Genomic DNA, 23,160 nt, shown 5'->3' with positions numbered 1-23,160 from the left:
CGGGCCCAAACCATGACTCAAACCCCTCTTTCCTACAAAGACGCTGGCGTCGACATCGTTGCGGGCGACGCGCTGGTCGAGCGCATCAAACCCCTGGCCAAAAAAACCATGCGCGAGGGCGTGCTGGCCGGCATCGGCGGTTTTGGTGCCTTGTTTGAAGTGCCCAAGCGCTACAAAGAGCCGGTGCTGGTGAGCGGCACAGACGGCGTGGGCACCAAACTCAAATTGGCCTTTGAATGGAACATGCACGACACCGTGGGCATTGACTTGGTGGCCATGAGCGTGAACGACGTGTTGGTGCAAGGGGCCGAGCCCCTTTTCTTCCTCGATTACTTTGCCTGCGGCAAGCTCGATGTGGACACGGCAGCCGCCGTGATCGGCGGCATTGCCAAGGGCTGCGAAATGTCGGGTTGCGCCCTGATTGGTGGCGAAACGGCAGAGATGCCTGGCATGTACCCTGCAGGCGAATACGACTTGGCTGGCTTTGCGGTCGGTGCGGTCGAAAAATCCAAAATCCTCACGGGTCAGAACGTGAAAGCCGGAGACGTGGTGCTGGGCTTGGCGTCGAGCGGCGTGCATTCCAACGGTTTCAGTCTGGTGCGCAAGTGCATCGAGCGCGCGGGCAGCAATGCCCCTGCAACCCTGGACGGCCAGCCCTTCAAGCAAGCCCTGATGGCGCCCACCCGCCTTTACGTGCTGAATGTGCTGGCCGCACTGGCCCAGCACCCGAACACAGAACATTCCTCTGGCATCAAGGCCCTGGCCCACATCACCGGTGGCGGCTTGCTGGAAAACATCCCCCGCGTACTGCCCGATGGCCTGGCTGCCCACCTGCAAAAAGGCAGTTGGCCCCAGACCGAGCTGTTTGCCTGGCTGCAAGCCACCGCTGGCATCGACGACATCGAGATGAACCGCACTTTCAACAACGGCATCGGCATGGTGGTGGTGGTGGACGCGGCCGAAGCCGAGCGCTGCGCGGCAACCTTGCGCGCTTCCGGAGAGCAGGTTTACACGATCGGCCGCATTGCTGTCCAAGGCGAAGGGGCTCAGGTCGTGGTCGCCTAAAAGGCTTTTGTGCCCTTGCGTACTGGGCCCCATCGCCTCGGGCCCACCCACTGACCTTGGCTCCAAGCCTGCTCAAGCCTTCAAAGCGCAGACAGTTCAGACACCCGATTTTTCAGCGCTGAGATATCGGGTGCCAAAGGTTCGGCGTCCAAATACACCTGTAAATCTTGCAGCGCCTCATGCACATGCCCCAGTTCGGCATGCACCAGACCCCGGTCGCGCCTTTCGGTCCAGACCTCTGGCAACAAAATCACCAGCCGGTCAAGCACTTGCAGCATGCGCGGCCAGTCCTCTTGCGATCGGAAAATTTCTTTCAAATTGCGCAGCATACGGGCCAATACATCTCGGGGCGGACAAGCTTGCAAATACAAACCCAAGGGGGTTTCGCCCTCGTCCAAGTCGGCTGATGCGGTCTGGTCAACGGGGTCTCGGAATGGGCTCAATCTTTCAGACAAAGTGTCCAGCCCCAAAGATTCGCCCGTGAGCGGGTCCAGGACCACCAAGCCATCCTTCAGCGTGACTTTCACCAAAAAGTGGCCAGGGAAGGAAATACCCTGCGCGTTCAGTCCCAAGGCCTGCGCCAATTCCAGCCACAGCACCGCCAAAGAAATCGGGATGCCCCGGCGTGTGCGCAGAACCTCATGGAGGTAGCTGTTTTCGGGTGCGTAGAAATCATTGGCATTGGCCCCAAACCCCAAATCTTGGTAGAAAACTTGGGTCAAGATGGCCAGCCGGGTCAGGTCATCGGCGTCTTCAGGCAAACGCGCATGAACCCGGCGCAGCAAACGCGCCACATCGTCCAGCACATGCTGCACGTCCAAACTGGGCTCTTCGTCCTGTGCCAAGCTGGCTGCAGCCTCCAGCAACGGGAAATGTTCATCACTTTGCACGAGACTGGCAAAGTAACTGAGCGGGGTGGGTGATGACAAATTCAACAGCATGACTGATAGGGCGACTCGTCAGCGTTTGAGAAAGGTTCTGAGCCGCAGACCCGTGGCCCACAACACCCCGAAATACAGCACACCCGAGCCCAGCAAAACAAGGCCCATCCAGCCGATGCGCAGCCAAGCCTCTTGGCGCATGGCCACCCACGGCAATTGGACCGCAGCGAACCACAGCAAACCCGTCAACAAGCCCGTGGCCAGCAGCACCTGCAAGCCAAAGCGCCACCAGCCAGGTTGGGGCTTGTAACTGCCCCGGCGCATAAGGCCGACCAGCAGCCACAAGGCATTGACCAATGCACCCAAACCAATGGACAGCGCCAAGCCGGCATGGGCCAAATACGGCACCAGCAGCACATTGAGGATTTGGGTGAGCACCAGCACCACCACGGCAATCCGCACAGGCGTGCGGATATCCTGGCTGGCGTAATAACCCGGCGCCAGCACCTTGATGGCCACCAAGCCCAGCAAGCCCACACCATAGCCCGTCAAGGCCAACGTGGTTTGTTGCACATCGCGTTCGGTGAATGCACCGTAGTGGTAGAGCACCGACACCAGGGGCTGCGAAAAAACCAACAAAGCCGCCGCACACGGCAAGGCCAGCATCAGCACCAGACGCAAACCCCAATCGAGCATGGCCGCATAACGCTCGCTGTCGCCCGTGGCTTTGGCGGCCGCCAGCTGCGGCATCAGGACTGCCCCGAGCGCCACGCCCAAAATGGCCGTCGGGAACTCCATCAAACGGTCTGCATAGGTCAGCCAACTCACACTGCCCGGAGCCAGGTGCGAGGCGATCTGCGTGTTGATGAGCAAGGAAATTTGTGCCACACCAACCCCCAGCAAAGCCGGGCCCATCAGGCGCAGGATGTTCAAGGTGGCTGGGTTGGTCCAGGCCTTTTGGATGGCGCGGGGCCGCAAGCCAAGGCGGGGCAGCAAACCCAAGCTGGCCAAGGCCGGAATTTGGAGCGCCAACTGCAAAAAGCCGCCCAGCATCACACCCACGGGCAAGGCATAAATGGCCTCAACACCTTGCTTGGCCAGCCAGGGCGACAAGAGCCAGGCCGCGGCGATCACGCTGACATTCAGCAGCACGGGCGTGGCCGCTGGCACAGCAAAACGCTTCCAAGTGTTCAAGATACCGGCCGACAAGGCCACCAGGGACATGAAAGCGATGTAGGGGAACATCCAGCGTGTCATCTGGACCGCTGCGCCGTAACCCCGGGCATCTTGCTGCAAGCCACTGGCCAGCGCCCAGACCAACCAGGGCGAGGCCAGCACACCCAAGACCGACAAAGCCAACACCGTCCAGGCCAGGGCCGTGGCCACGCTGTCAATCACCTCGCGCGTGGCCTCGTCCCCATGCTGGGCCCGACTGGCCGCCAGCACCGGCACAAAAGCCTGGCTGAACGCGCCTTCGGCAAACAGCCGCCGAAACAAATTGGGAATGCGAAAGGCCACATTGAAGGCGTCGGTCAAGGCGCTGGCCCCGAACATGGAAGCGATCAGCAGCTCGCGCGCCAAACCCGTCACCCGGGAGACCAGGGTAAAAATCGACACGACAGAGGCAGATCGAAGAAGGCTCACAGTGGGCGAGTGTAGCGGTCCGCTGAATGCCCCAATTGGGCGCATTGTTTAGACAGGGCGCCCGCCCGACGGGGTCCCTCAAATACCTGCAGCGGCTCTGCTAGAATGTTGGGTTCGCTGGACATCATCCTCAGACACTGAAAGAACCTCTATATGGCATCCGCTAAACCCAAAAAGAAAAATCCCCGTCTTGCTTCTGGCCGTAAACGCGTCCGCCAAGACATCAAAATCAACGCTGCGAACTCTTCGCTGCGCTCCAAATACCGCACTGCTGTGAAAAACGTCGAAAAAGCCGTTGCAGCAGGCGACAAAACCAAAGCCACCGAGTTGTTTGCCAAGATGCAAACCGTGGTGGACACCATTGCCGACAAGGGCATCTTCCACAAGAACAAGGCTGCTCGTGACAAGAGCCGCCTGAGCGCCAAAGTCAAGACTTTGGCTCTCGCCGCAGCCTGATCCGCTCCACCAGATCAACAGCCCGGCGAGGCTTGGTCCTCGCTGCCGTTTGAAACGGGTGCGCTGTCCGCGAAAACTGAACCGCCCAGGTGCAAACCTTGGCGGTTTTTTCATGTCCTGTGGGCAGATTGGCGGAGGCTGAGTTCGGGCCATCGCCAGGCTCCTCATGACTCGCTTCGCTCGTAGAAGTCGTCACCCGGCGATGGCCCCAACTCAGCGTGGTTCACCGCAACCTATCGAATCAAATCGCGCTGGCAATAAAAAACCGCCCTTGGGCGGTCAGTTCTTGAGTCTTACTTTTTGGGGGGCGGCTCAGGCAGCAAGCAAGCTTCTGCCACTTGCAGGCCATTGTCTCTGGCGAAATTCATCACAAAATCCCAGGCCATCACATCGTGATCGCGCAGGTCATGGTGCACCACCACGCATTTCACATGGCCCATGGTGGTGGGGACGCACCAAGGTGAATAACTCAAGTGGCTGCCCGGCACAGCGCCGCCGGGTCGGAACTGGCTCATCACGCCCGCCAAACGTTCAGCCCAGTCGCTGGGCCTGAATGTCTTTCCATCCTCGGTGATGCCTTGGATAAAGACTTCTTTGGCAGTGTTGGAGACCATCGGATAGAGGGGGTGAAGTGAACACCAAAAGCACCGGGATCACCACTGCTTTCGTTAGACCAGTATTGTATCTTATATAAGACTTGTGGCTTGTGACCGCTGGCGTTTGCGAATGATGGCTTCTGAGGGTCAGACAAAGCCTCTAAAATATTCCTTCAACGGCCCCTCACCATTGGGCCGCTTTTTATTTCAGGAGTTCACGCATGTCCGCTCACATTGAAGCCGCCTCACCGCACACCATGAACACCTATGGCCGACTGCCGATCGCACTCAGCCATGGTCAGGGTTGCCGAGTCTGGGACGTCAATGGCAAGCCCTACCTGGATGCGCTCGCAGGCATCGCCGTGAACACTTTGGGCCACAACCATCCCGATTTGGTGCCCGCACTGCAGGACCAAGTCAGCAAGATGATCCACAGCTGCAACTACTTCCATGTGCCCAACGCCGAAGTGCTGGCGGCCAAGCTGGTGGAGTTGTCGGGCATGACGAATGTGTTTTTCTGCTGCACGGGCCTGGAGGCCAATGAGGCAGCCATCAAGCTGGCGCGCAAATACGGCCACGACAAGGGCATCGATAAGCCCGAGATCGTGGTTTACGAAAAAGCTTTTCACGGCCGCAGCATCGCCACCTTGAGCGCCACGGCCAACGAAAAGCTGAAAAAAGGCTTCGGCCCCATGCTCGAAGGCTTTGTGCGCGTGCCGGTCAACGACATAGATGCCCTGAAAAAAGCCACCGAAGGCAACCCCAATGTGGTGGCGGTGTTCATGGAAACCATCCAGGGCGAAGGCGGCATCAACCCGATGCGCATCGAATACCTGCAGCAAGTGCGCGCCCTGTGCGACCAAAAAGACTGGCTGTTGATGATCGACGAGGTGCAGTGCGGCATGGGCCGTACGGGCAAGTGGTTTGCCCACCAATGGGCGGGCATCGTGCCCGACGTTATGCCGCTGGCCAAGGGTCTGGGCTCGGGTGTGCCGATTGGCGCAGTGGTGGCAGGCCCCAAGGCCGCCCACATCTTCCAGCCCGGCAACCACGGCACCACTTTTGGCGGCAACCCGCTGGCCATGCGTGCGGGGGTTGAGACCATCCGCATCATGGAAAAAGACGGCCTGATGGCCAACGCGGCCAAAGTCGGTACGCATTTGCGCGGTGCGCTGGATAAGGCTCTGGCGGGTGTGCAAGGCGTGAAAGAAGTGCGCGGCCAGGGTCTGATGCTGGGCATTGAACTGGACCGCCCTTGCGGCGCCATTTGGACACGGGCTGCCGAAGCCGGTCTGCTGCTGAGCGTGACGGCCGACAGCGTGATCCGCCTGGTGCCGCCGCTCATCATGACCGAAGCCGAAGCCGACGAAGTGGTCGCCATTTTGGCGCCCCTGATCAAAACCTTTTTGGCGGAGCCCGCATGAGCCAGACCCCACCTGTGCCCGTGCGGCACTACCTGCAGTTCACCGACCTGACGGCCACCGAGTATGCGCATGTGTTTGCCCGCGCCGCCGAGATCAAGCGCAAGTTCAAGGCCTACGAAAAATACCACCCGCTGGCCGACCGCACGCTGGCGATGATCTTTGAAAAAGCCAGCACCCGCACCCGCGTGAGCTTTGAAGCGGGCATGTACCAGCTGGGCGGCTCGGTGGTGCACCTGACCACGGGCGACAGTCAGCTGGGCCGCTCCGAGCCCATCGAAGACAGCGCCCGAGTCATCAGCCGCATGACCGATCTGGTCATGATCCGCACCTATGGCCATGACAAAATCGAGCGCTTTGCCTCGCACTCGCGTGTGCCGGTCATCAACGGCCTCACGAACGAGTTCCACCCCTGCCAGATCCTGGCCGACATCTTCACCTTCATCGAGCACCGTGGATCGATGACCGGCAAAGTGGTCGCTTGGGTGGGCGACGGCAACAACATGGCCAACACCTGGCTGCAGGCGGCCGAGTTGCTAGGCTTCACGGTGCACCTGAGCACCCCCAGCGGCTACGAGGTGGACCAAGCCGTGGCCGGTTTGCGCAGCACCGACAGCTACAAGATTTTCAAAGACCCCGAAGACGCCTGCCGAGGCGCTGACCTGGTCACCACCGACGTGTGGACCAGCATGGGGTTTGAGGCCGAAAACGAAGCCCGCAAGAAAGCCTTCGCCGACTGGTGCGTGGACGAAGCCATGATGCAAGTGGCCAAGCCCGATGCCCTGTTCATGCACTGCTTGCCCGCGCACCGGGGTGAAGAAGTCAGCGCCGAAGTCATCGACGGCCCGCAATCGGTCGTCTGGGACGAAGCCGAAAATCGCATGCATGTGCAAAAAGCACTCATGGAGTTTTTGTTGCTCGGCCGCGTCGAAGGCTGATCGGTCACCCTCGACCTCTCACACCGGACTGGATCCGGGAACCAGCGCGATCTTCACACCATGTCTTCCTGCACCAGTTGCGGCGCTTGCTGCGTGAGCTTCCGCGTGGATTTTTCCATCTGCGAATACGAAGAAGGTGGCGGCGCTGTGCCGGCAGGCTTGGCTTCACCCCTCACCGAGCACACCTGCCGCATGCGCGGCACCGACCACAGCCCGCCGCGCTGCGCCGCGCTCTATGGCAAGACAGGCGAAAAAGCAATTTGCGGCATTTACGAATGGCGGCCCTCGCCCTGTCGGGAGTTTGAAGAAGGCAGCCCCGCCTGCGAACAAGCCCGCCGCCGCCACGGCCTGCCTGCACTGAACCCCTGAAGTCTTTTTTCCGGGTGTTGGAAATAACCGACACCACGGTTTTTTGTAGGGTGCTACCTTCGCACACCATGAAAAGACTTTGGGATATTTCCCCGCCTGTTGACACACAAAGCCCCGTGTTTCCGGGCGACACGCCTTACACCCAGAAATGGGCCGCCACGCTGACGGAGAACTGTCCCGTCAATGTGAGTTCCATCACCCTCTCCCCGCATGTGGGCGCGCATGCCGATGCGCCGCTGCATTACGACCCGCAGGGCTTGGCCGTGGGCGCACTCGACCTGACCCCATTCTTAGGCCACTGCCGCGTCATCCATGCGCTCAACGCCAGCCCGCTCATCACCCTTGCGCACTTGCAGCACGCCCTGTCCGATCTGCCACCACGCGTGCTGGTGCGCACTTACCGCCAATTTCCACTCGCGCAGTTCGACACCCAGCTCACCGGATTTGACGCCACCTGCGTGCAGCGCCTGGCCGACCTGGGTGTGCTGCTGATCGGCACCGACAGCGCCAGCATCGACCCGGCCGACAGCAAAGCCTTGCCCAGCCACCAAGTCATTCGCCAGCGCGGCCTGCGCGTGCTGGAAAACCTGCTGCTCGATGACGTGCCCGAGGGCGATTACGAGCTGATCGCCCTGCCCCTCAAGCTCATGAGCGCCGACGCCAGCCCCGTGCGGGCAGTCTTGCGCGAACTTTGAGCACCACTTGAAAGACATCCCCATGATGAACATCACCCCCACCCTGCAAGACTGCGAACTGATGGATGCGCAAGACCCACTGCGCCCACTGCGCCACCTGTTCGACTTGCCACCCGGCGTGATTTACCTGGACGGCAACTCGCTGGGGGTCATGCCCAAAACCGCCCCGGCACGGGTGGCCCATGCCGTGACGCACGAATGGGGAACCGACCTGATCAAAAGCTGGAACAGCGCGGGCTGGTTCACCCTGCCCCAGCGCGTGGGCGACAAAATTGCCCGCGTCATAGGCGCTCAACCGGGCGAAGTGATCGCGGCCGACAGCACCTCGATCAACCTGTTCAAAGTGCTGGCCGCCGCGCTGCACATCGCAGCGGCCGACCACCCGCACAAAACCAAAATCGTCAGCGAACGCAGCAACTTCCCCACCGACTTGTACATCGCCGAAGCCTTGTGCCAAGAACGCGGCTACACGCTGCAGCTCGTCGAAGCCGACGAGCTCGCAGCCGCACTGCAAGCCGATGTGGCGGTGCTGATGCTCACCCATGTGAACTACCGCACAGGCGCCATGCACGACATGCAGGCAGTCACCGCCATGGCCCACGCGCAAGGCATCCTGACGGTGTGGGACCTGGCGCACAGCGCGGGCGCGGTGCCGGTTCATCTTCACGCCTCAGGGGCCGACTTTGCCGTGGGCTGCGGCTACAAATACTTGAATGGCGGCCCCGGCGCACCGGCTTTTGTTTGGGTGCGCCCTGAGCACACCGACCGCTTTTGGCAGCCACTGGCCGGATGGTGGGGTCATGCTGCGCCCTTTGCCTTCACGCCCGACTACCAACCCGCCCAAGGCATCACGCGCTACCAATGCGGCACGCAACCCATCCTGAGCCTCACGGCACTCGACTGCGGCCTGGACGCCTTTTTGGCCGCCGAGGCCTTGGGCGGCATGGCCGCGCTGCGCCAAAAGTCATTGGCGCTCACGGGTCTGTTCATGCAACTGGTGCGCACGCGTCTGCACGGACACGGCTTTGGCATCGCCACCCCGGCCGAAGAAGCCCTGCGCGGCTCGCAAGTGAGCCTGACCCGCGCAGAGGGCGCTTACGCCATCGTGCAGGCCTTGATCGCGCGCGGCGTGATTGGCGACTTCAGGGCAGGCGATGGCGGTCAGCACGCCGACATCCTGCGCTTTGGCTTCACGCCGCTCTATGTCGGTTATGCGGATGTGTGGCAGGCCGCTGAGCACCTGTACCAGGTGATGCAAAGTGGCGAGTGGCAAGACGCCCGGTTTGCGCAAAAAAACGCCGTGACCTGAAAGACACCTCATGAGTTCATGTCCTTTCCACACGCTGAACACCGACACCCCAACCAGCAACGCAGCCGGCGAGCGCATCGTGCACGATGAAAAAGCCCAGCTCGACTTTGATGGCCGCATGAGCTACGGCGACTACCTGCAGCTCGACGCCATCCTGAACGCACAAAAGCCCCTCTCGCCCGACCACAACGAGATGCTGTTCATCGTGCAGCACCAGACCAGCGAGTTGTGGATGAAGCTGATGCTGCACGAGCTGCAAGCGGCCATGACGGGCATCGCACAAGACCAATTGCCCGACGCCTTCAAAAAGCTCGCACGCGTCAGTCGCATCATGGAGCAGCTGGTCCATGCTTGGGACGTGCTGGCCACCATGACGCCACCCGAGTACAGCGCCATTCGCCCCTACCTGGCGCAATCAAGCGGCTTTCAGAGCTGGCAATACCGCTGCATCGAATTTGCAATGGGCAACAAGAATGCAGCGATGCTGCAGCCCCATGCGCACCGGCCCGACCTGTCGGCCACCGTGCAGGCCGCCTATGAAGCGCCTTCGCTGTACGACCAATGCCTGCGGATGTTGAAGCGCCGCGGCCTCGATGTCCCCCACACCCACACCCAACGCGACTGGCGACAACCCTACGCGGCCAGCGATGCGGTGGAAAGCGCCTGGCTGGTGGTCTACCGCAACCCGCAGCAGCACTGGGATCTGTACCAACTGGGCGAAGAACTGACCGATCTGGAAGATGCCTTCCGCTTGTGGCGCTTTCGGCATGTGACCACGGTAGAACGCGTGATCGGCTTCAAACGCGGCACGGGTGGCACAGGTGGCGTGAGCTATCTGCGCAAGATGCTGGACACGGTGCTCTTCCCGGAAATCTGGACGCTTCGCACCCAGCTGTAAAGCCCGGCTAACATCACGCCTCGTCATCCACCACAAAGACCACCGTGCAACTGAACATCAACGGCGAAAGCCGCACCGCCAATGCCGATCCCAGCACGCCCTTGCTGTGGGTGTTGCGCGATGAACTGAACCTGACAGGCACCAAATTCGGCTGCGGTATGGCCGCTTGCGGGGCCTGCACCGTGCATGTGGACGGCCAGCCTGTGCGCTCTTGCGTGACGCCCACATCTGCTGTGGCGAATCAAAGAATCAAAACCATCGAATCCTTGGGCTCAGCAGACAAGCCCCACCCCCTGCAAGCCGCATGGATCGCAGAGCAAGTGCCGCAATGCGGTTACTGCCAAAGCGGCATGTTGATGGCGGCTGCTGCCTTGCTGGACAAAACGCCACAACCCAGTGACGCCGACATCGACGCGGCCATGACCAACCTGTGCCGCTGCGGCACTTACCAGCGCGTGCGCGCGGCCATTCACCGCGCTGCGGCAGCCATGAAGAAAGGCGGCGCCGCATGAAACGCCGCACCTGGTTACTCAGCGCCTTGGGCGCAACTGGCGCCATGGTTGTGGGATGGTCCGTTTTGCCCGCCCGCTCACGCCTGGGTTCACCCGAGTCGATGCTGAAAACCGAAGGCGATCTCGCCCTGAACGGTTGGATCAAAATCGCTGCCGATGGCTCGGTGGTGCTGGCCATGCCCCGCAGCGAAATGGGCCAAGGCGTGCACACCGCGCTGGCCATGCTGGTCGCCGAAGAGATGGACGTGCCACTGAGCCGTGTGTGTCTGGAGCAAGCTGGAGATGACAGTATTTACGGCAACGTGGCCATGCAAGTGGCCAGCCTGCCCTTTCACCCTCTGGACAGCGAGGGCGAACACAAACCCACCCTCATCAAGATGAGCGAATGGGTGGTGGGCAAGGTCGCCCGCGAGCTCGGCATCAACGCCACAGGCGGATCGTCTTCAATCGCTGACCTGTGGGACCCCTTGCGCGTGGCCGCTGCCATGGCACGCGCCAGTCTGGTGCATGCAGCAGCTGCTGCATGGAAAGTGCCCGCCAGCGAAATCACCGTGGTCCATGGCGTGATGCAACACGCCTCAGGCCCATCGGCACATTACGGACAAATGGTCGCTGCCGCTTCGGGCAGCACGCCAACGGGTATCCAAATCAAATCGCGCGAGCACTGGCAGCTCATCGGTCAATTCGCGCCGCGCTCCGACATCCCATCCAAAGTCACAGGTCAAGCCCAGTTTGGTGGCGATGTGCGCCTGCCCGGCATGCTGTTTGCCACCGTTCAAATGTGTCCCATGCTGGGCGGCTCGGCAGCGTCCATGGACACGAAAGACACATTGGCCCTGAAGGGCGTGTCCAAAGTCGTGCCGCTGGACGCCTGGGGCGGAGGCACCGCTGGCTTGGCGGTGGTGGGCCAGACCACCTGGCACGCACATCTTGGTGCACAAGCCCTGAAGGTTCAATGGCAAGCCCCCGCTGCAGGTGTTCTGGACAGCCAACGCATCCAGGCCGATCTGCTCAAGGCCCTGAACACCGAAAGCGGCTTCACCTTCCACGAACAAGGCGTGCCCGCCCAAGCCGAAAAAGCCGCCGTCACGCGCATCGATGCGCTGTACCAAGCGCCCTATCTGGCCCACGCCACCATGGAGCCGATGAACTGCACCGCACAGGTGAAAGACGGCCAAGTAGAAATCTGGGTGCCCACGCAAGTGCCGCAAATGGTACGCGACATGGCCGCCAAAGTGGCCAAGGTGGACAAGACCCAAGTTGCCGTTCACGTCACGCAACTGGGTGGTGGTTTCGGACGCAGGCTCGAAGTCGACTTTGTCGGTCAGGCCGTGCAAGTGGCCATGGCCTGCGAGGGCCAGCCGGTGCAACTGAGCTGGTCGCGCGAAGAAGACATGACACATGACTTTTACCGCCCCATGCACTTGGCCAAATTCCAGGCCTCGCTCGATGACAAAGGCCAAGTCTCCAGCCTGCGCATCAAATCGGCGGGCGACGCCATCACCCCACGCTATGCGCAGCGAGCCGTTCCCATACTCTCCCTTCCCGTCGACATGCCCGACAAAACCACCTCGGAAGGCCTGTTCGATTTGCCCTATGGTTTTGCCAGCCAGCACATGAGCCATGTGGCCACAAGCTCAGGCGTGCCGGTAGGGTTTTGGCGCTCGGTGGGCCATTCGCACAACGCCTTCTTTTCGGAAAGCTTCATCGACGAGCTGGCCGCTGCCACGAAACAAGACCCACTGGCGTTCCGCCTGCATTGGCTGAAAGACGCACCGCACTACGCTGCTGTGCTGCAACTGGCGGCCGATCAAGCTGGCTGGGGCTTGCCATTACCTGCAGGCCGCGCACGGGGCCTCGCACTGCACCGGTCGTTTGGCTCGATCGTCGCCCAGGTGGCGGAGGTGTCCTTGATCAAAGGCCAAATACACGTGCACCGCGTGGTCTGCGCCATCGACTGCGGCACCGTGGTCAACCCCGGCACTGTGGCCCAACAAATGGAAAGCAGCGTCATCTTCGGCCTGAGCGCCGCACTCTTTGGCCAAATCGACATCGTGGGCGGTGTGGTGCAGCAAAGCAATTTTCCGAGCTACCCCATGGTGACGCTCAGCCAGGCGCCCACGGTCGAGACCCACATCGTGCCCAGCACCCGTCACCCGGCCGGCGTGGGCGAACCGGCGGTACCGCCGCTGGCGCCTGCGGTGGGCAATGCGCTTTTTGCTCTGACCGGCAAAAGGCAGAGGGCTTTGCCGCTGAAGGTGTGAACCCAGCCCCCGAGGGCCTCAGCCCCCGCGCAAAGCCTTGAGGATTTTCTGGCCGCCACGGCCATTGGCCTCATGGCCCAAGCGCTTTTGTTCGGCACGGATCGCCTCGCGCGATTTGTCGCCCAACATGCCGTCGATGGAACCAATATCGTGGCCGCGCACCGTCAGCAGGCCTTGCAACTCGCGCCGCTCCGCACGTGACAGGCCCGCGTCATCGGTGGGCCAGGGCGTGGCGAAGGGGCCGCCGCCGCGCAGACGATCGCTCAGGTGGGCAATCGCCAAACCGTAACTTTCGGCGGCGTTGTAGCTGTAGAGTGCATCAAAGTTGCGTGTCACCAAAAAGGCCGGGCCATTGGCACCGGCCAGCGTCAGCAAGCCCACGTTGCCCAAACTTTCTGGCAAAGCAGTGCCATCGATGCGGCGCACGCCACGGGCGGTCCATTCAGACACCGGGCGCTTGCTGCGGCGACCTTCTCCGGCCAAAGAGATGCCTGCTGGCAACTTGACCTCGATACCCCAGGGCAAGCCGCGTTGCCAACCTGCACGGGCCAAAAAGTTTGCGGTCGAGCCCAGCGCGTCCACGCTGCTGTCCATCAGGTCGGCGCGGCCGTCGCCATCAAAGTCCACCGCCAGGCGCTCGAAGGTACTGGGCATGAACTGGGTGTGGCCGAACGCGCCCGCCCACGAACCGACCAAACGCTCGGGCGCGATGTGGCCAGCTTGCAAGATGCGCAGCGCCGCAAAAAACTCACCCCTGAAATAATTTTGCCGCCGCCCGTGGCACGACAGCGTGCCCAAGGCCTGAACCAGCGGGTATTTGCCAAAGGTCTGGCCAAAATTGCTCTCAACGCCCCAGACCGCCACCACCGTGGCCGGGTCCACGCCAAAGCGCTCTTCGGCACGCGCCAACGCTTGGCGGTGCTGGGACAAACGCGCCGCGCCATCGGCCACGCGCTCCTCGTCCACCAAGGCCGACATGTAGTCCCAAATGGCAGTGCGAAATTCGGGCTGGAAGTTCAGCTTCTCAATCACGCTGAAGTCAGCCTGCAGCCCTGCCGTGTGGCGCGCCCAGGTCGCGTCGCTCACTTTCCCGCTGCGTGCTGCCGGACGGAGCTCGGCCATGCAAGCCGACAAATCGGTGCTTTGTGCCCAAGCTGCGGGTGCGAGCAAAGCGCTGGCCAGCACAAGGGCGGTGGTGCATGGGTTGGATGGACGTCGTGTCATGAAGAAGCGTTCCTGAAAATTTATTGACTGCCCGAAATCCGCCCGCCGCCATACAACCATGGCACATCCATCACCCGCTCACCCATGAGCCGCATCGACACGTTGCGCCCCAGTGCCACTGCGCCTTGAGCGTGAAATATGCGGCCATTGCGGATGGCGCGCGCCTGCACGCGCGCGTTGCGCGCCCAGCGTTGTTCGGCATAGTCTTGGAGCTGCTGGACGACCGATGCGCTGCCTGTACTCAAGCTCTGCGCAAGCACCTGAGCATCTTCGATGGCCATGCCCGCGCCCTGCGCCAGATAAGGCCGCATGGGGTGGGCCGCATCACCCAGCAAGGCCACGCGGCCTTGGGCCATCTGGCTGGCACGGCTCAAGGGCACGCGATCGTGCAGAGCCCACTGCCGCCATGCGGGCACCGATGCCAAGCGCTCGTGCAAATCACGGCCCACCGCGCCCATGGCCTGCATCAGCGCCTCGGTGTGCCCGATCTGATCCCAGTCTGGATCTGGGGCTGGCTTGGCACCGTGCACGATGGCCACCAGATTGAGCCACTGCCCGCTGCGCACCGGGTAATGCACCACATGCAGTCGCGCGCCCATCCAAACGGTGACCTGGTCGCTGCGCAAGTGCGCAGGCAGATCGGCTTGGGCCACCAAGGCCCGGTAAGCCAGGTGCCCGGTAAAGCGCGCCGGGGCATCGCCCAGCATTTGCTGGCGCACAGCGCTCCACACGCCATCGGCACCGATCAGGGCGCTGGCCTGGAGGCTGAGGCCTTCCAAGGTGTTCACATGCAAAGAATCTTGGGTGTCCTGCCAGTCGTGCACGGTCTGCCCCAGCAACAGGTCCACCCCTGCGCTTTGGGCTGCGCGGTGCAGCAAGCCTTGCAAATCGGCTCGGTGGATGGTGGCGTAAGGCGCGCCATACCGTGCCTGTGCCTGCCGGCCCAAAGTCAGGGTACCCAGCACCTGCCCGCTGTGGGCATCGCGCGCTTGCAACTGATGCGGAAAAGCCGCCACCTGCGCCATCGCCTCGCCCAATCCCCAGGCTTGCAAAATGCGCGTCACGTTCGGTCCGATCTGGATGCCAGCACCCACCTCGCTCAGCTGCGCTGCGCGTTCGACCAATCGCACTGGCACGCCGCGCTGCGCACACGCCACAGCAGCGGCCAGGCCACCAATACCGCCGCCCGCAATCACCACCTGTTTGAGCTCATGGCTTGTCATGCGCTGATTGTGCCCCGAGCAGGGTGCATCCGTGACCGACGCCATCCTGCTGGCGATCCAGTGGCCTGAGTTCAGTGGTCAATAGCAAAACACCACAAATTGTGCCAACACCTGCGCAGCGCCACAGGGGGTGCCCAAGAAGCCCGCCCCTGGTGATGTCAGCGCCCGTTCAAGGGGTAAGAAGGATCGTTGTAACCTGGCGTGGACGGGTGGCCAGGGGCCACCAAGCTGTTGACCAGGGCTTCGTCTTCGGCGGTGATGCTCACCTCCAAAGCGCCCGCATAGTCTTGCCACTGCGCCAGCGTGCGGGGCCCGGCAATGACCGCGCTCACATGCCGATTGGCCAGCACCCAGGCGGTGGCAAAGTGCGCCAGCGACACGCCCTTGGCCTCGCAATGCTGACGCAGGGTTTGGGCAATTTGCAGCGACTCTTCACGGAATTCGGTCTCCAGAATGCGCTTGTCGCCACGCGCTGCGCGGCTGCCCTCTGCGGGGGCCTGGCCAGGCGCATATTTACCCGTGAGCACGCCACGCGCAATCGGGCTGTAGGGCACCACGCCCAGGCCGTAATGCCCGCAAGCCTCCAGAATTTCCACCTCCGGCAAACGGTTGAGCAGGTTGTAATAAGGCTGACACACCACGGGGCCGGGCATGTTCATCTCACGGGCCATGTTGACCATCTCGGCAATGCGCCAGCCCCGGAAATTGGACACGCCCCAGTAGCGGATTTTGCCGTCGCGCAGCAAAGCCTCGATGCCCCGCAAGGGCTCTTCGAGGTTCATGCCGTTGTAGTCACGGTGCAGGTAATAAATATCCAAGTGGTCGGTGTCCAAGCGTCGCAAGCTGTCTTCGCAGGCCCGTAGCATCCAGCTGCGCGAATACCCTTGGCAGTTGGGTTGGTCCGACATCGGGTTGCCGACCTTGCTGGCCAGCACCCAGCGATGGCGTTGCCCCTTGAGAACCTGGCCCACCATGACTTCGGATTTGCCCAGGGTGTAAATGTCGGCGGTGTCGATGAAATTGCAGCCACTTTCTTGCGCATCGGCCACCATCGTTCGGGCATCTTCAAGCGGCGTTTGGTCACCAAACATCATGGTGCCCAAGCACAGGCGGGACACTTTCAGGGGGCTTTGGCCCAAGGTGGTGAATTTCATGTCGAGATCTCCGAAAAAACAGAAATGCGAAGCCCCCATGGGGGCCTCACGCTGGGTTCAGAAGACATATTAGCCAAGCCCCGGCTCAGCCCCTGTCCAAAACGGACACAAAAAAACCCGGGCTGTCTGGACCGGGCTTTTTTTCAGGGGCATCTGTGGCACCTGAACCATCGGGTTCGGTCAGGCCACCGGCACAAACTGGTAGCCATTGCCCGAAGGCGTGATGGTGCCAAAAGCCGGGAAGGGAAAGTGGAAACCACCGGCCATCATTTTTTCCTTGACCAACATGTCAAAGATCTTGCGGCGGCTTTGGCGGGCCATCTCGGGGTTCATGTCAAAGAGCACCGCCCAGTCGGGGTTGCGTGCAAACAAGGACGGCACGTTGGTGATGTCCGCCACGTAGGCAAACGACTGGCCTTCGGAGCGCGCGGTGAACAAGGTGTGGCCCGGGGTGTGGCCAAAGGCGGCCACCGACTCGATGCCGGGCGCCAAGGTGCTGCCCGGCTCAAACTTGACCAATTGCTCAGGTGTCAAGCCGTTCAGGGCACGTTTGACGGCTGCAAAAGCGCCTTGCATGGGCGCAGGCGCAGCCGCAATGCGGGCTTCGTCCGTCCAGAAGGCGTGCTCGGGCGCAGGCACATGCACGCGGGCGTTGGGGTAAACCAAGCTGCCATTTTTGAAGCGCAAACCATTGATGTGGTCGCCGTGAAAGTGGCTGAGCACCACGTTGTTGATGTCTTCAGGCTTGAAGCCGGCAGCGGCCAAATTGCCCAGCAGTTTGCCGGTGGTGGGTGGGCCATTGTCGGCAAAGCCGGTGTCAAACAAATAGCGCTGATTGCCATTGACCAACAAAAACGGGGTGAAAGGAATATCGATGTAGTCGGTGGGCAAATTTTGTGACGCCAACAGCGCCTTGATTTGGTCGAGCGGCACAGCGGGCACAAACTCCTGACCCAAAGGGCGACGCAATGCGCCATCGTTCAGGGCAATGATTTCCATCGTGCCAAGCTTCATGCGCTTGAAACCCACCGAGGGCAATTCAGGCGCGCCAAACTGGGGGGTGTTTTGCGACCAAACGGATGAAAAGGTCAGCGCGGTCGCCCCGGCAATACCTGTACCCAAAAAATGACGGCGGTTCAACATCTCGGTGTCTCCTAAAAAATCAGCCCCCCAGAATACGCGGGCCGCCATGGTCTATGACCAAGGTCCCCATTGCCCACGATGGACGCAGGGGTATTGCCGCACAAGATCTGGCGCGAAAAAAAGCCCCGCCAGCTTTCGTTGACGGGGCTCAGGTTCCAAGCGAGGGGGTCAGGCGGTCACGCCCTTGGCGTTTTCCACGTACTCGTCGATCTGGTTGAAGTTCAGGTACTTGTAGATCGCGGCACCATCTTTGTTCACGATGCCCATGGCTTCGTGGTACTCGGCAACAGTCGGGATGTGGCCCAGCTTGGACGCAATCGCCGCCAACTCTGCACTGGCCAGGAACACGTTGGTGTTCTTACCCAAGCGGTTGGGGAAGTTGCGGGTGGAGGTGGACACCACCGTGGCGCCCTCGCGCACCTGGGCTTGGTTGCCCATGCACAGCGAGCAGCCAGGCATTTCGGTGCGTGCACCGGCCGCGCCAAAGTTGGCGTAATGGCCTTCCTTGATCAGCTCGCTCTCGTCCATCTTGGTCGGTGGGGCGACCCACAGCTTGACGGGAATGTCGCGGCTGCCGCCGAGCAGCTTGGCTGCAGCGCGGAAGTGGCCGATGTTGGTCATGCACGAACCGATGAAAGCCTCGTCGATTTTGGTGCCCGCCACGTCGGACAAGAACTTGGCGTCGTCCGGGTCGTTGGGGCAGCACAAGATCGGCTCTTTGATCTCGTTCATGTCGATCTCGATGACATGGGCATATTCGGCGTCTTGGTCGGCTTCGAGCAGGTTGGGCGCAGCCAACCAAGCTTCGACTTTTTCAATGCGGCGTGCCAGCGTGCGGGCGTCCGCGTAGCCATCGGCGATCATGTTTTTCATGAGCACCACGTTGGACTTCAGGTACTCCTCGACCGGCTCTTTGTTGAGCTTGATCGTGCAACCCGCAGCCGAGCGCTCGGCGGACGCGTCGGACAATTCAAACGCTTGCTCAACCTTCAGGTTAGGCAGGCCTTCAATTTCCAGGATGCGGCCAGAAAACTCGTTGATCTTGCCGGACTTGGCCACCGTGAGCAGGCCCTTTTTGATGGCGTACAAAGGAATCGCATGGACCAGGTCGCGCAGGGTCACGCCAGGCTGCATTTCGCCTTTGAAGCGCACCAACACCGACTCGGGCATGTCCAAAGGCATGACGCCCGTGGCCGCACCAAAGGCCACCAAACCCGAACCCGCCGGGAAGCTGATACCGATGGGGAAACGGGTGTGCGAGTCGCCGCCGGTGCCCACCGTGTCGGGCAAGAGCAAACGGTTGAGCCAGCTGTGGATCACACCATCGCCAGGACGCAAGGCCACGCCGCCACGGTTGCTGATGAAAGCAGGCAACTCGCGGTGGGTTTTGACGTCCACCGACTTGGGGTATGCGGCGGTGTGGCAGAAGGACTGCATCACCATGTCGGCGCTGAAGCCCAAGCAGGCCAAGTCTTTCAACTCGTCGCGGGTCATCGGGCCGGTGGTGTCTTGTGAACCCACGGTGGTCATCTTGGGTTCGCAGTAGGTGCCGGGGCGCACGCCTTGGCCTTCTGGCAAACCAACCGCACGACCGACCATCTTCTGGGCCAGCGTGAAGCCTGCTTGGGTGGCCACAGGAGGCGCAGGCAAGCGGAACACGGTGGACGCGGGCAGCGCCAAGAATTCGCGGGCTTTGGCGGTCAAGCTGCGGCCAATGATCAGGTTGATGCGGCCGCCAGCGCGCACTTCGTCAAACAGCACATCGCTCTTGAGTTTGAACTCGGTGACAGTCGCACCATTTTTCACGATCTTGCCGTCGTAGGGCAGGATGTCAATGACGTCGCCCATTTCCAGCTTCGAGACGTCGACTTCAATGGGCAATGCGCCAGAGTCTTCTTGGGTGTTGAAGAAGATGGGGGCGATCTTGCCGCCCAAAGTCACGCCGCCAAAACGCTTGTTGGGCACAAAGGGGATGTCTTGGCCGGTGGCCCAGATCACGCTGTTGGTCGCCGACTTGCGGCTCGAACCCGTGCCGACCACGTCGCCCACATAGGCCACCAAGTGGCCTTTTTTCTTGAGGTCGTCGATGAACTGCATGGGGCCGCGCTTGCCGTCTTCTTCGGGCGTGAACGCCGCGCCGGTACGGGTGTTCTTGAGCATGGCCAGGTAGTGCAGCGGGATGTCGGGGCGGCTCCAAGCGTCAGGGGCGGGAGACAAGTCATCGGTGTTGGTCTCACCGGGCACCTTGAACACGGTGACGGTGATTTTCTTCTCAACTTCGGGACGGCTGGTGAACCACTCGGCATCGGCCCAGCTTTGCATGACTTCCTTGGCCTTGGCATTGCCAGCCTTGGCTTTTTCTGCGACGTCGTTGAAGAAGTCGAACATCAACAGGGTTTTCTTCAGGGCCTCTGCGGCCACGGCAGCGACTTCGGCGCTGTCGAGCAACTCGATGAGGGGGTGCACGTTGTAGCCGCCCACCATGGTGCCCAGCAGCTCAGTGGCCTTCGCTTTGCTCATCAGGGCAACACTCAGGTCACCGTGCGCCACGGCAGCCAAGAAAGAGGCCTTGACCTTGGCAGCATCGTCCACGCCTGGTGGCACGCGGTGCGTGAGCAGTTCCATCAAAAAGGCTTCTTCGCCAGCAGGCGGATTTTTGATCAGCTCGATCAGATCGGCCACTTGTTTGGCATCAAGGGGCAGGGGCGGTATTCCCAATGCAGCGCGTTCGGCTGCGTGTTCACGGTACGCTTTCAACATGGTTTTTTCTCCGGTCAGTCAAAGTTTCAAGATTTATCGCCCCATGCCGGTCGTGTCGATCAGGCTGGGCGGGGGATTGGTTTTCATGCTCTCGGCATAGGCAACTTGTTCGGCATGGGCACACTCATCGGCCAGCCGACGACCTTTGTTCTGGTCCATCAGCATGGACTTGTTGGCCAGTTGCAGCCAGACAGCGCCTGCCTTGCGGTCTTCCAGACGGATCGCGCCGGTGGTGGTGACCACGGGATGCATGCGGTAGCGAAACCCTTTGCCATGCAAATAAAAATACCCGGGTTGCTCGGCATCGGCTTCCAAGCGAACGGTGGCACCCAACTCACAGGGCAATCGACCTTGGTGAACACGGTCGGCGATTGCCAGTTCATCGGGCCCCATGGGCGTCACGGCTTCGCTTCGTGGTGGTGCTTTTGCTTTGACAGCCTTGGGGGCTGCCGTTCTGGATTGGGCGGGGGACGACTTGGCCTTGCTGGCCTCGGTTTGCGACCACGCCGGCGATATCAACAAGGACAACAGCACGATCAAGGCAGTTTTAGGCATGCATTTCCCCTTCAAGTAGATGGGCTTCATCATGCAACAACCCCGACAGGTTCGTTGAAAAATATACGCATCTGTGGAGGCAAACGCCGACCCGTCTTGTGCGCACGTTCAATCAATTGCCAGAAAAACCGGTAACTGGCCCGGTCGTGCAATTGCCCAGCATGGCTGATCGGTGCCCATTGGGCTGTTTGTGCCGCCAATATGATCTCACTGGCCTGATCGATTTGTGCTTCGCTCGGGGCCATGGCCTCCAAGATCGGTCGAATCTGGTCGGGGTGGATGCTCCACATGCGGGTGTAACCCAGCTCTCGCGCAGCTTTTTGGGCCGCCATACGGATCGCATCGAGATTTTTGAATTCGGTCACAACGCCATGCGAGGGCACTTTGCCGTGGGCATGGCAGGCACTGGCAATGTCGAGCTTGGCGCGCAACACCAAAGGGTGTGTGAATTGGCCTTCGATGCCCATGCCCTCCGCAGGAATGGCCCCACCGTGCGCAGACACAAAGTCCATCAGGCCAAAGCTGATCGATTGCACACGCGGATGCGCTGCGATGTCAAAGGCGCGGTGCACGGCAGCGGGTGACTCAATCAGCACATGCAATGGCAAATCGTGCGCACCGGCCTGAAGCAAGGCCTGTTCAGCCAGCTGCACATCGGCCACCGACTCGACCTTGGGCACCATGATGTGCGTCAAGCGGTTCGCCGCCTGGCCTGCAATGGTGGCCATATCGGCTTCAAAACTGGGGTGATCCACGGGGTGAACGCGCACACCGACTCGGGCCTGAGGCGCAGCACCCAGCGCCAGCTCGGTCACCAGCGCAGCATGCTCTTCTTCGCCACCCACCGGGGCGCCATCTTCACAGTCCAGGGTCACATCAAAGACACAAGCGCCAAACTCCTGCGTCATGTCAGCTTGCAGCTGCAAGCTTTTGCGCATCCTCGCGTCGACACCGCTGTAGTGGTCACAAACCGGCAGCTGAACGCTTGCGGCTTGAGCACCCAACAGAACGTCGCGAGGATGGCTCACTTGGACTTCTCTGCCTCAATCAGATCAGGTGCGCCACACCAGCTTGCTCGTCGGTCAGCTCTTTGAGCGTCTTGTCGATGCAACCTTGGCTGAATGCGTCAATTTCCAGACCTTCAACCACTTTGTATTCGCCGTTTTCGCAGGTCACCGGGAAGCCGAACATCACGTCTTTGGGAATGCCATACCAGCCTTGCGACGGAATGCCCATGGTCACCCACTTGCCCTTGGTGCCCAAAGCCCAATCGCGCATGTGGTCGATGGCCGCGTTGGCAGCCGAGGCGGCCGAGGACAGGCCACGTGCTTCGATGATGGCCGCGCCACGCTTGCCAACGGTTGGCAGGAACACGTTGGCGTTCCATTCTTGGTCGTTGATCATGGCCTTGACCGACTCGCCTTTGATCGTGGCAAAACGGTAGTCAGCGTACATGGTGGGCGAGTGGTTGCCCCACACGCACAATTTTTCGATGTCGGCCACGGCTTTACCGGTCTTGGCGGCGATTTGCGAAGCAGCGCGGTTGTGGTCCAAGCGCAGCATGGCGGTGAAGTTGCCGGGCTTCAAATCAGGTGCGGCCTTCATGGCGATGTAGGCGTTGGTGTTGGCAGGGTTGCCCACAACCAGCACTTTGACGTCGCGCGACGCCACGGCGTTCAGGGCCTTGCCTTGTGCGGTGAAGATGGCGCCGTTGATGGCGAGCAATTCAGCACGCTCCATGCCGGGGCCGCGTGGACGTGAGCCGACCAGCAAAGCGTAGTCCACGTCTTTGAAAGCGGTCATGGGGTCGCCATGGGCTTCCATGCCCACCAGCAAAGGGAATGCGCAGTCTTCGAGTTCCATCATCACGCCCTTGAGCGCTTTTTGTGGGCCTTCAACAGGCACTTCGAGCAATTGCAGAATGACGGGCTGGTCTTTGCCCAGCATCTCGCCAGAGGCGATGCGGAACAACAATGCGTAACCGATTTGACCTGCTGCGCCGGTAACGGCAACGCGGACGGGCTTTTTGCTCATGGTGGAAAACTCCGAAGTG

Annotated in this window: 21 protein-coding genes; 10 read left to right on the top strand and 11 right to left on the bottom strand. The window is 61.2% G+C overall.

The window, feature by feature from the left end; all coding sequences use genetic code 11:
• Positions 1 to 12: 12 nt before the first annotated feature.
• Complete coding sequence (gene purM, locus LHAB_RS08605) at positions 13 to 1,065, top strand: phosphoribosylformylglycinamidine cyclo-ligase (RefSeq protein ID WP_090045407.1); 1,053 nt, start codon at positions 13 to 15, stop codon at positions 1,063 to 1,065.
• Between the two features lie 80 nt (positions 1,066 to 1,145).
• Here the strand turns inward: purM and LHAB_RS08600 are convergent, their stop codons facing one another.
• Both LHAB_RS08600 and murJ read right to left on the bottom strand, forming a co-directional pair.
• Positions 1,146 to 2,006: a SirB1 family protein gene (locus tag LHAB_RS08600; protein WP_090045405.1), complete on the bottom strand. Its 861-nt coding sequence runs from the start codon at positions 2,004 to 2,006 to the stop codon at positions 1,146 to 1,148.
• An 18-nt stretch (positions 2,007 to 2,024) separates the two neighbouring features.
• Entirely contained in the window at positions 2,025 to 3,590 is a 1,566-nt protein-coding gene (murJ, locus tag LHAB_RS08595) for a murein biosynthesis integral membrane protein MurJ (RefSeq protein ID WP_090045403.1), read from the bottom strand.
• 153 nt (positions 3,591 to 3,743) lie between these two features.
• On the opposite strand from murJ, the gene rpsT reads away from it, so the two are divergent.
• Entirely contained in the window at positions 3,744 to 4,046 is a 303-nt protein-coding gene (rpsT, locus tag LHAB_RS08590; protein ID WP_090045401.1) for a 30S ribosomal protein S20, read from the top strand.
• Positions 4,047 to 4,339: 293 nt separating this feature from the next.
• Here the strand turns inward: rpsT and LHAB_RS08585 are convergent, their stop codons facing one another.
• Positions 4,340 to 4,660, bottom strand: coding sequence for a DUF3579 domain-containing protein (locus tag LHAB_RS08585; protein WP_090045399.1), 321 nt, complete (start codon positions 4,658 to 4,660; stop codon positions 4,340 to 4,342).
• A 203-nt stretch (positions 4,661 to 4,863) separates the two neighbouring features.
• Between LHAB_RS08585 and LHAB_RS08580 the strand changes: the two genes are divergently transcribed.
• The 8 genes from LHAB_RS08580 to LHAB_RS08545 all read left to right on the top strand — a co-directional run bounded on the left by LHAB_RS08580 (position 4,864) and on the right by LHAB_RS08545 (position 13,048).
• A complete protein-coding gene (locus LHAB_RS08580; protein ID WP_090045397.1) occupies positions 4,864 to 6,066 on the top strand; it encodes an aspartate aminotransferase family protein in 1,203 nt (400 codons plus the stop codon).
• Positions 6,063 to 7,001: an ornithine carbamoyltransferase gene (gene argF / locus LHAB_RS08575; RefSeq protein WP_090045395.1), complete on the top strand. Its 939-nt coding sequence runs from the start codon at positions 6,063 to 6,065 to the stop codon at positions 6,999 to 7,001. Before LHAB_RS08580 ends, argF begins: the two co-directional genes overlap by 4 nt.
• Positions 7,002 to 7,061: 60 nt before the next feature.
• The gene (locus LHAB_RS08570; protein WP_090045393.1) at positions 7,062 to 7,370 is read left to right on the top strand and encodes a YkgJ family cysteine cluster protein; all 309 of its coding nucleotides are present in this window, start codon (positions 7,062 to 7,064) and stop codon (positions 7,368 to 7,370) included.
• Between the two features lie 68 nt (positions 7,371 to 7,438).
• Positions 7,439 to 8,065: an arylformamidase gene (gene kynB / locus LHAB_RS08565; protein ID WP_090045391.1), complete on the top strand. Its 627-nt coding sequence runs from the start codon at positions 7,439 to 7,441 to the stop codon at positions 8,063 to 8,065.
• Positions 8,066 to 8,087: 22 nt separating this feature from the next.
• The gene (gene kynU / locus LHAB_RS08560; RefSeq protein WP_194943134.1) at positions 8,088 to 9,374 is read left to right on the top strand and encodes a kynureninase; all 1,287 of its coding nucleotides are present in this window, start codon (positions 8,088 to 8,090) and stop codon (positions 9,372 to 9,374) included.
• Positions 9,375 to 9,384: 10 nt separating this feature from the next.
• On the top strand, positions 9,385 to 10,272 hold the full coding sequence (gene kynA / locus LHAB_RS08555; protein WP_090045389.1) for a tryptophan 2,3-dioxygenase: 888 nt from the start codon (positions 9,385 to 9,387) through the stop codon (positions 10,270 to 10,272).
• A 44-nt stretch (positions 10,273 to 10,316) separates the two neighbouring features.
• Complete coding sequence (locus tag LHAB_RS08550; protein WP_090045387.1) at positions 10,317 to 10,784, top strand: (2Fe-2S)-binding protein; 468 nt, start codon at positions 10,317 to 10,319, stop codon at positions 10,782 to 10,784.
• Positions 10,781 to 13,048 carry a xanthine dehydrogenase family protein molybdopterin-binding subunit gene (locus LHAB_RS08545; RefSeq protein ID WP_090045385.1) on the top strand — a complete coding sequence of 756 codons (2,268 nt, stop codon included), beginning with the start codon at positions 10,781 to 10,783 and terminating at the stop codon, positions 13,046 to 13,048. Before LHAB_RS08550 ends, LHAB_RS08545 begins: the two co-directional genes overlap by 4 nt.
• Positions 13,049 to 13,066: 18 nt before the next feature.
• On the opposite strand, the gene LHAB_RS08540 is transcribed toward LHAB_RS08545, so the two are convergent.
• The 8 genes from LHAB_RS08540 to LHAB_RS08505 form a co-directional block, all read right to left on the bottom strand.
• Entirely contained in the window at positions 13,067 to 14,272 is a 1,206-nt protein-coding gene (locus LHAB_RS08540) for a lytic murein transglycosylase (protein WP_090045383.1), read from the bottom strand.
• A 20-nt stretch (positions 14,273 to 14,292) separates the two neighbouring features.
• Positions 14,293 to 15,495 (bottom strand): FAD-dependent monooxygenase, encoded by a 1,203-nt coding sequence (locus LHAB_RS08535; protein WP_090047824.1) that lies wholly within the window; start codon positions 15,493 to 15,495, stop codon positions 14,293 to 14,295.
• Between the two features lie 158 nt (positions 15,496 to 15,653).
• The gene (locus LHAB_RS08530; protein WP_090045381.1) at positions 15,654 to 16,649 is read right to left on the bottom strand and encodes an aldo/keto reductase; all 996 of its coding nucleotides are present in this window, start codon (positions 16,647 to 16,649) and stop codon (positions 15,654 to 15,656) included.
• Between the two features lie 180 nt (positions 16,650 to 16,829).
• Entirely contained in the window at positions 16,830 to 17,792 is a 963-nt protein-coding gene (locus LHAB_RS08525; protein ID WP_090045379.1) for an MBL fold metallo-hydrolase, read from the bottom strand.
• A 168-nt stretch (positions 17,793 to 17,960) separates the two neighbouring features.
• Positions 17,961 to 20,552, bottom strand: a complete 2,592-nt coding sequence (gene acnB / locus LHAB_RS08520; RefSeq protein WP_090045377.1) for a bifunctional aconitate hydratase 2/2-methylisocitrate dehydratase — start codon at positions 20,550 to 20,552, stop codon at positions 17,961 to 17,963.
• Positions 20,553 to 20,585: 33 nt separating this feature from the next.
• On the bottom strand, positions 20,586 to 21,107 hold the full coding sequence (locus LHAB_RS08515; protein WP_090047822.1) for a hypothetical protein: 522 nt from the start codon (positions 21,105 to 21,107) through the stop codon (positions 20,586 to 20,588).
• A 29-nt stretch (positions 21,108 to 21,136) separates the two neighbouring features.
• Positions 21,137 to 22,045, bottom strand: coding sequence for an HpcH/HpaI aldolase/citrate lyase family protein (locus LHAB_RS08510; RefSeq protein ID WP_369814130.1), 909 nt, complete (start codon positions 22,043 to 22,045; stop codon positions 21,137 to 21,139).
• A gap of 109 nt (positions 22,046 to 22,154) precedes the next feature.
• Entirely contained in the window at positions 22,155 to 23,141 is a 987-nt protein-coding gene (locus tag LHAB_RS08505; protein WP_090045374.1) for a malate dehydrogenase, read from the bottom strand.
• Between the last annotated feature and the right edge of the window lie 19 nt (positions 23,142 to 23,160).

This window comes from Limnohabitans sp. 2KL-27 (assembly GCF_001269345.1).
GTDB lineage: Bacteria > Pseudomonadota > Gammaproteobacteria > Burkholderiales > Burkholderiaceae_C > Limnohabitans_A.
Note: the sequence above shows the minus strand (reverse complement) of the source record. Positions and strands in the feature narration are given on the sequence as shown.